This is a genomic window from Roseofilum sp. SBFL (assembly GCF_017746885.1).
GTDB lineage: Bacteria > Cyanobacteriota > Cyanobacteriia > Cyanobacteriales > Desertifilaceae > Roseofilum.
The window spans coordinates 1-8,482 of record NZ_JAGHZH010000064.1 but is presented as its reverse complement, the minus strand read 5'-3'; the positions used below and the strand labels follow the sequence as shown (position 1 = coordinate 8,482).

General features: G+C 45.1%; 5 protein-coding genes. 1 reads left to right on the top strand and 4 read right to left on the bottom strand.

Translation table 11 applies throughout. From position 1 onward, the window contains the following. Positions 1–208 precede the first annotated feature (208 nt). Complete coding sequence (locus J7545_RS07125; RefSeq protein WP_318698867.1) at positions 209–3,835, bottom strand: Calx-beta domain-containing protein; 3,627 nt, start codon at positions 3,833–3,835, stop codon at positions 209–211. A 237-nt stretch (positions 3,836–4,072) separates the two neighbouring features. Continuing rightward, a complete protein-coding gene (locus J7545_RS07120) occupies positions 4,073–4,270 on the bottom strand; it encodes a hypothetical protein (RefSeq protein ID WP_318698866.1) in 198 nt (65 codons plus the stop codon). A 179-nt stretch (positions 4,271–4,449) separates the two neighbouring features. Here J7545_RS07120 and J7545_RS07115 point away from each other — a divergent pair, with 179 nt between their 5' ends. After that, positions 4,450–6,024 carry a B12-binding domain-containing radical SAM protein gene (locus tag J7545_RS07115; RefSeq protein ID WP_318698865.1) on the top strand — a complete coding sequence of 525 codons (1,575 nt, stop codon included), beginning with the start codon at positions 4,450–4,452 and terminating at the stop codon, positions 6,022–6,024. Between the two features lie 213 nt (positions 6,025–6,237). Here the strand turns inward: J7545_RS07115 and J7545_RS07110 are convergent, their stop codons facing one another. After that, positions 6,238–7,710, bottom strand: coding sequence for a carotenoid oxygenase family protein (locus tag J7545_RS07110; RefSeq protein WP_318698864.1), 1,473 nt, complete (start codon positions 7,708–7,710; stop codon positions 6,238–6,240). Between the two features lie 100 nt (positions 7,711–7,810). Further along, on the bottom strand, positions 7,811–8,098 hold the full coding sequence (locus J7545_RS07105; RefSeq protein WP_318698863.1) for a DUF2470 domain-containing protein: 288 nt from the start codon (positions 8,096–8,098) through the stop codon (positions 7,811–7,813). Positions 8,099–8,482: the final 384 nt, after the last annotated feature.

Genomic DNA, 8,482 nt, shown 5'->3' with positions numbered 1-8,482 from the left:
CACATGGCTCTTACGCTCCCCTCTATCATAGGCCCCCACGGCTTTATGTCTTAGGTCTATACTATAAGCTGATGGCATCATCTCACGATCGCTAACTTCATCTTTCTATTATGTCCTAACTCTCCCTTTCACTGCTATATAATATCAATTGAAAGTAGAGGCGAAAAACTTTTCGCCTCTAAAGATCTTGCTATACTTTTCGATCGCCTTAAACCACGCCAATATTAACCGGGACAAAGTCATTCACAGAGAAAGCTGTCGGTGGTGTATTGGCCACAATACCCAAAATTTGACCGGATGGATTGATCCGAATGACCGTATTGCCAGCCACATTTTGCACTAACAAATTCTGAGCCGTTAAACCACCGGTTAAACCAATACGATCCACCCCAATTTGAAAATCAACAATAAAATCAGCTTGTTCAATTTGATTAACCGCCGTACTGGTGCGCAGAACAAAAATGTCTGCACCTGAACCACCAGAAAGCACGTCTGCGCCAAAATCACCACTCAGGGTATCATTTCCGTCGCCACCATTGACGGTATCATCACCTTGACCACCATAGAGGAGATCGTTGCCTAAATCACCAAAGAGTTGATCTGCCCCTTGGTTCGCATAAACAATATCGTCATTCTGGCCACCCCGGACAACATCATTACCTTGACCGCCATAGAGTAGGTCATTACCTTGATTTCCATTAATGCCATCGTTGCCTTGATTGCCATTAATACCATCATTTCCCGAGCCACCAGAGATAATATCATTCCCTTGCAAACCAGAAACTTGGTCATTGCCAGCTCCCGCATTAATCACATCATTCCCTGCTGTACCAAAGATGTTGTTATTTCCTGAATCGCCAGGGGTAGGAGTGGGAGTGGGAGTTGGGGTGGGAGGCGTAGGCTCAGAAGGAGGAACAACTGGATCGGTAGGAGTAGGAGTAGGAGTAGGAGTAGGAGTGGGAGTGGGAGTAGTATCATTATCAGCGATCGCCGCTGTCACACTGGCCAGAGTAATATTATTAAAACTCGCATCCGTACTAGTGCTGGTATGGCGAATTACACTACTATGATTCCCCTCTACTGCTGTATCATCCACTGCTGTTAGGGTTGCCGTTTGTGGAGTATTCCAGTTACTGGGAGTAAAGGTAAACGTCGTTGGATTGACCGTCGATTGATTATCGGGTGTTGCTGTAATGGTGACATTAGCAGACGGTTGTTGAGTTAAAACTAAGGTATAACTGTCCGTTGCCCCTCCTTCGGTTAAAGTCGTGCTACCTCCAGATTCTACAAAGCTCACTGAACCAGGAGTAGGAGATCCAGTGTCATTATCGGTAATGGTAGCGGTAACGGTTGGCACAGGAGAATTATTATAACCTGGATCGCTTGGAGCATTGACTGTGTGGCTAATGGTACTACTGTGATTTCCCTCAGTCGCATTATCATCCACTGCTGTCAGAGTAACGGTTTGGGCGATATTCCAACTGTTAGGAGTAAAGATAACCGTTGACGGTGCTGCTGTGGATTGATTATCTGGAGTAACACCAACAATAACATTACCAATCGGTTGGCGACTCAGACGTAGGGTATAAGTATCCGTATTGCCGCCTTCTGCGATCGCCGTACTTCCCCCAGTTTCCTCTACAATCACTCGTCCCACTTCTGCATTCGTCACGGAGACATCACTCGGATCGATGCCATTGTAGTTTGTATCCGTACTGGTAGCCGCCGCTAGCAGAACCTGATAAGACACATCACCATCGTCAATATTATCAGCAACTCCGGTAACTGTAACCGTTTGCACCGTATCCCAATTACTTGGTGTAAACACCAGGTTTTGGGGCGCAACCGTTCCTTCTGTGGTATCGCTACTGCTAACCGGAATGGTCACATCTGCTGTTGGCTGGGTATTCAGCACGACTGAAAATTGGGCTGTACCTCCGGCTTCGGTTGTCGTCAGTCCGGTGGTTGGATTAACCGTAATACCAACCGTGTCGTTATCTACATTAGTGGCGGTAACTTGGGAAGGAGAAAGGGTATTGTAATTGGTATCGCTACTGCTAGCACTGACGGCAATCGTATAATCAATATTACCATCAGCAATTTGGTCGTCAACTCCAGTAAGAGTGACGGCTTGAGTGACATTCCAGTTTTGTGAAGTAAAGGTTAATGTGGCTGGAGAAACCGTCCCTTCACTGGTGTCATTACTGGTCAGATTAACGGTTACGTCAGCAGTGGGTTGGGTATTGAGAGAGACATTGAAATTAGCCGTTCCCCCCGCTTCGGTGGTGGTTAATCCGGTTTGAGGTTCGAGCTTCAAACCGGGAATATCATCATCTAAGATTTCTAAAACGGTCGTACTCTGTGAACCCAGTTCAGCATTACTGAGGTTATCCAGGTTAAAATTAATAGTTTCTGTGGATTCCGTTTCTGAGTCTTGCTGAATGGTTACAGGAACAGTTTTGGTGGTTTCATTCGGATTAAAAGTGACGGTGAGGGGGAAGTTGCTATTGTCATAATCCCCATTTGCTCCGCCAGTGGCTGTTCCTCCAGTAATATTAACCTGCACTTGGGAGGTGACATCTAAGTTCCCACTGCGGTTGAGAGTAATTTCTCCATTGACGAGACTGCCATCTTCATTGACTTGATAGGTGGCTTCTGAGAATTCAATTAGGGTATTGGAGAGATAGCGTTGGGCGTAGATTCCTGTGGCATCGCCATCTTGGGCTTCACTTTCCCAGGCGATCGCCAGTCGCCCATTATCAGACACTGCGATCACGGGATTCTCCTGATCGTTTGCCGTCTCGGTATTGACTTGAAATTCCGCCCCTTGTGGTTGTCCTTGAGAATTATACTGCCGAGCGTAAACCCCGTCTCCATCACCATCTTGCCCAGCACTTTCCCAGGTAATAAAAAAGCCACCATTATTATCCATGGTGACTTCCGGCGATTTTTGTTGTCCTGTGGTAAAGGTATTAACCTGAAACTCAGCACCTACAGCCGCACCATTACTGTCATAGCGTTGGGCATAAACTCCTTCCTGACTCCCATCTTGACTAGCGCTCTCCCAAGTAATTACAAATTGCCCATTATCATTCATCGCCACTGAGGGATTTCGTTGATCGTCAGCCGTAAAGCTATTGACCCTAAACTCTCCTCCCACAGTGCTACCATTACTGTCATAGCGTTGGGCATAAATGCCTGCACTACTGCCATCTTGTCCGTTGCTTTGCCAAGTAATGATAAAGTTGCCATTGGCATCCATAGCTACTGCGGGGAAGGATTGGAAATCTGTAGTAAAACTATTAACTCTAAATTCATTACCCGCAAGGCTGCCATCGGCATTAAATCGTTGGGCATAAATGCCGTTGCCATCACCATCTTGGCCAAAACTCGACCAAGCGATCACAAAATTTCCATTAGAACTCAGGGCAACCGCAGAAGCTTCCTGAGAGCTGTTAGTCTCTGTATTGACTCGGAACTCTGAACCTTGAGTGGCTCCAGTATTATTATACCGTTGGGCATAAATGCCATTAGAACTACCATCTTGTCCAAAACTTGTCCAAGCAATTACAAAGTCTCCATCTGTATCTATTCCCACAGATGGAGCAGACTGGAAACTGTTGGTTTCTGTATTGACTCGAAACTCTGAACCTTGAGTAGCTCCAGTATTGTTATACCGTTGGGCATAGACTCCAGTTTGACTGCCATCTTGCCCAAAACTAGTCCACGTGAGGACAAAATCACCATCAGCATCGATCGCGATCGCTGGTGACTCTTGGCGATCTGCTGTTGTACTATTAACTTTGAATTCTGAACCAACCGGATTAAGAGGCATCAGTTTTCTCTCCTAGGGAAATATAGGGTAAATGCAAGGATTAGGGGGAATCTGTTTCGAGTCAATGTTATCAACAGATTTCTCTTTTGGAGAACATCACCACAGAGCTTAATAATTACGGGTGAGAGGATTTTGAGGTTTTATTAAATGAGCCTTGATATCATGCCAGCGATCGGCCGCATTATCGCCTCTCTTCCTAGAGTAACCAAACTTGTCCTATCCTCAATGGCCAGAATCTCAAATTTCTGAGGACGGACGCAACCAATAGGCAAAGTTAGGAGCGGTAAACGCTTGGCGAGTCACGGGTTTGCAGAAATTTAACAGGGTTGGGCGATTGACTCCAGCGGGAATTTTGGGATCGATACGCCACAGCTCCCCCGTGCCAGAGTTGAATAAATATCCCTGATACCTCTGTGGCAAGGGTGAGAGAGCCATTCAATACATCCAGGATCGGCTTTACAGGCGATCGCTTGATTGACAGGAGAAGCCAGTTGGGGATCGAGAGTCATAGTGGTGTTTGATCGAAGTTTCCAAGGGCGATCAGATAGAATCTTAATTTTCTTGTTATAACTAAGCTGTAAGTCGTTATTTTTGCCGTGAGGGAAGCATACAGCGTGAAGGTCTTATTAATTTATCCCCTATTTCCACAAACCTTTTGGTCTTATGATACTCTCCTAGACTTAGTAGACCTCAAAGTGTTGTTTCCCCCATTAGGACTGATCACCGTAGCCGGTATTTTACCGCAAGAGTGGGAATTTAAATTATGCGATCGCAACGTGCGTCCCGTCACCGAAGCAGAATGGGAATGGGCCGATCTCGTTATTCTCTCCGCCATGATCGTCCAAAAAAAAGATATCGTTGACCAAATTCAAGAAGCCAAACAACGAGGAAAATTAGTAGCGGTTGGCGGCCCTTATCCGACCTCAGTCCCCAATGAACTCCAAGCTTCCGGAGCTGATTTTCTTGTATTAGATGAAGGAGAAATTACCCTTCCTTTACTGGTCAAAGCCTTAGAAAAAGGAGAAACTAGCGGCATCTTTAGGGCCACCGAAAAACCTGACGTAACCATCACCCCCATTCCCCGATACGATCTACTCGAATTGGATGCCTATGACTCCATGTCCGTGCAATTTTCCCGTGGCTGTCCCTTTCAATGTGAATTCTGCGATATTATTACCCTCTATGGTCGTAAACCTCGTACCAAATCTCCTCAGCAACTCTTAAAAGAACTCGACTGCTTATATGAATTGGGTTGGCGCAGAGGCGTATTTATGGTCGATGATAACTTTATTGGCAATAAACGCAATGTTAAATTACTGCTCAAAGAACTCAAGGTTTGGCAAGCAGAACATGACTATCCCTTCCGGTTTAACACCGAAGCCTCCGTTGATTTGGCGCAAGATACAGAATTAATGGATTTAATGTGCGAATGTTATTTTGATGCGGTCTTTTTAGGTATCGAAACCCCCGATGAAGACAGCTTGACCTTAACTAAAAAATTTCAAAATACAAGAGGTTCTCTATCAGAAGCTGTTGAAACCATAACTCGTCATGGTTTGCGCCCCATGGCAGGCTTTATTATTGGTTTCGATGGAGAGAAACAAGGAGCCGCCGATCGCATTATTCGCTTTGTCGAACAAGCGGCAATTCCTACAGCCATGTTTGGCATGTTACAAGCCTTGCCCACAACCGCTTTATGGGATCGGTTGGAGAAAGAAGGACGGCTCTTTTATGATGGGAAACAGGATGTAAATCAACGGAATTTAATGAATTTTATTCCCACTCGTCCTATTGAAGAAATTGCCCAAGAATTTGTGGAGGCATTTTGGCAATTATACGATCCTGAAGTATTTTTAGATCGCACCTATCGCTGTTTCCTCAAATTAGGAGCGCCCAAAGCTACGCCTCCAGGAAAAATTCCTAATTGGAAGGATGTACGCGCTCTAAGTATTATTATTTGGCGACAAGGGTTTCAACGAAAAACGCGCTGGAAATTCTGGCATCACTTATTTTCAATTCTGCGCCATAATCCTGCTGTTTTGGAGCATTACTTAATTGTTTGTGCCCATATAGAACACTTTATGGTTTATCGAACTATTGTCCGCGATGATATCGACCAGCAGTTACAAGAGTTTAAGAAAAAAGAGAGGCAACTTTCACAAATTCCCTCTACGGCACTGGGAATATAACATGAAGCGCTAGGCAATAGGAAAAAGCTTGTATTGCTTAGAATCTAATGCTTCAAGCTCTACTCTATAGACGAGAGAATCGCTATAAAAATTTGGAGCTATTAAAAGATAGGGCTGTTTAATTGGCCCTTCTTTAGTTCTTGGTTGTAAGGGGAGTGACAAGAGAGCATGACTAAATCAAACTGAATTTAAGATGTGACTTGTACTACTGAATCAACTGATTCCGAGTTGTTGGTTGGGTATCCAACTTCCATGTAATCCATAGGGAATATGATGTTGTAGATGGAGCCGCGCGATTGGCTCTTGTTCTAGGTTTTCTGCATCTAAGATAATAATATCAGAGCGATGGTTTTGGCTTTGGTAAACAATGGAAATAATCCAACCTTTATCTTCAACATCCGATCCAGGTTGAGGAATAAAGATGGGTTCGCTGACAAAACCATGGGGAGCTGCACTCCAAAATTGCGTTTCTCCAGATTGGTTATCCCGTTTGAGAATCCCTTGTAAAGGGGCGCTACCCTGATTTTGATCTGCTGCTCCTAAATAAATATAGCGGTGGGACTGACCTACCCACTGGGGATGAATCTGGGGAAACTCACAACATCGGGATTCTAAGAGTTGGCGATCGCCACTTTTGTTTGTCAAGTCTAGTCGAAAACGCCATAATTGGCTAGGCGCAAGTCGATTAAAGTCTGTATAGCGAAAATCACTGCCAGGCTCAACTTCCGGAAAGGATTCATAGCCGATTGAGTCTAGGATAATTTGGTTCTTTTCTTCAAAGGCATTGACGTGGTGAAATACAAACCCAGAGTCAATTTCTATCCTTTTTATGGGTTGAGTCCCTTGGCGTGGAATCACCCATACTTTAGTTGCATTGTGGCGATCGAAGTCAATACATTCTCCAGGGCCAAGCAGTCCGAATAAGAAGGGAAAGGGATTAAAGGATACTGAATTTTGTAAAAATAGATAATATTGGGGCGTAATGGCGAAATCGTGAATGAAGCAGAATCCGGGAATTTCGTGGGTTCTTTGGCGTAGGAGTTGACCGTTAAGGTTGAATTCCCAGAGGGTTAGTTGACTGTTTAAACCGGGTTGAATGGAAAAGTTGACTAAACAGGGGTTACCGCGATCGCCATACGGGTCGATTTTGGGATGGGCGGAAAAGGCTTGACCGGTTTTTAAAAGACTGTCAAGATCGTCTAACCCTAAAGTTTCTAAGGTCTGGGGATCGAGGCGATGGGGTTGTCCTCCTTCCCAGAGAGCCAAAAGGCGATCCGCCCAATAAATAATATGGGTATTGGCTAAGTTTTTGAGCCGCAAGTCAAACAGGTTGGCGAACCATCCACCGGGTTTTTGGGTTCCGAAGACACCGCGATATAGGGGTTTACCGGCTTTTTGTTCTTCGATATATCCTTGGGTACGCACATAGCGATTACGATAGTGGGCGCGCCCTCTCTTAAAGGCGATCGCATTCACCATACCGTCTCCATCAAAGGGATGGGCGATCGGATATCCACCAATATCTAATAATCCGGGGCCATTGCGTAGTAGGGTTCCTTCTAATTCTTGGGGGATATCGCCTTCGATGTCTTCGATCCAATAGTCGTATTCATGGGGTTGAGATTGATAACCTTGGCTCCACTGTTGGCGATCGTAGGATAAGGGTGGGCTAGAATCGAGTCGCATAATCCGATTTGAGAGGAGAAATGATACAAAACTTTACAAATCCTATCATTTTCTCCACAAAATGGGGGGTTGCTTGGGTCATCGAGTGGGCGAACTCAACTTAAGCAGAAGGCTTTTGTCGTGCTTGTTTCACCATCGCGATTAAGGTTTGGTGAGCATCCTCAGAGTCCACCAATTGATGATCGAAGGTAATCCGCAAGGAAACCGGTTGTCCTTCCACCTGAGCGGTAATATCCATGCCGTCAGGATCGATCGCTTCCATTTTAGCGCTGCTCGCTGAAGGCGTTTCGCCAAATGTTTGGGCGTATAAGGCGATCGCCTCGGCATGATCTTCATTCATATGCTTACAAATGCGATCGCTCACTTGGGCTGTAATTACGTCAGACATCAGTTTCAGTTCCTCATTGGGATTTTGCTTCCAACCTCTGATCAAGTCTAATGGGTTAAGCTAGTCGGTTTCAATCCCTCATAGGGATTTAGGTGGATTTCAACCTGGAATAGGGGGGTATTCAAGGGTCTCTATGAACGTTTTAATCCCTCATAGGGATTTAGGTGGATTTCAACGCAAGTTCGTTCAGGGACTGTTGTAGGGATATCTCTGCTGTTTCAATCCCTCATCCCAAATCCGGATAGTAGAGGTAGAGAGAGAAGAGAGAAAGATGACAAGAAAATTAGAATTAGAGGAGCATCTGTCAAGCTCAGAGTTAGAGAAAGAATACAAAAACAGCAAAGACCCAGTGGAATCGAGGAGATACCACCTGTTGTGGCTAGT